This window comes from Providencia sp. 2024EL-00732 (assembly GCF_044006275.1).
GTDB classification, from domain to species: Bacteria; Pseudomonadota; Gammaproteobacteria; order Enterobacterales; family Enterobacteriaceae; genus Providencia; species Providencia huashanensis.
Genome location: NZ_JBIPDG010000034.1, coordinates 1 through 556, shown reverse-complemented (window position 1 = coordinate 556; position 556 = coordinate 1). Strand labels below are relative to the sequence as shown.

Sequence of the window (556 nt, the reverse complement as noted above, 5' to 3'; positions counted from 1 at the left end):
CCCCTTCCGTTGGATATACCATCATCGAGGTGTCTTTAAAGGTCGTATCATCCGGTAATGTGTTCACATTAACCGCAATTTGGTTAGCCGTGTTACTGGATAACTGAGGAATAATGGCATTCCCAAAACGGTCAAATTGCGCGCCAGAGGATAATGACGCCCCTTTTGCCCCCTCTGCGGTGATAATCGCAATCGTATCCCCCACGTTTGGCGACAATGTGACCCCATCTGAATGCGCAACTACACCGCCACTTAGGGTACCGTTCATTGAGCGACTCATATCTGAATAGCTGTAACCGGCTGATAATGTTGCGTTATTCGCGGAGTAAGTCCCATTCAGGCTTCCCCCGTAGTTGTTATTGTAACTGTCATAGTTCTGGTAGATACCATAACTAAAGCGACTATTCATCGCGCTACCAGTTAACCCTGCTTGATGACGAGTTTCACCGTGCTGATCTACACTGACCCCATAACGCGCGCTCATGGTTTGTGCCATTTCACTGTTCGTCAATAAGCTGAGCGGCACAGACACATCAAAGGAAACCACGCGGTTCTC

1 protein-coding gene is annotated in these 556 nt (G+C 48.4%); it reads right to left on the bottom strand.

Translation table 11 applies throughout. The features are described from left to right. The coding region (locus tag ACHB7C_RS20750) for a fimbria/pilus outer membrane usher protein (RefSeq protein WP_395348460.1) at window positions 1-556 on the bottom strand (556 nt) is incomplete at both ends.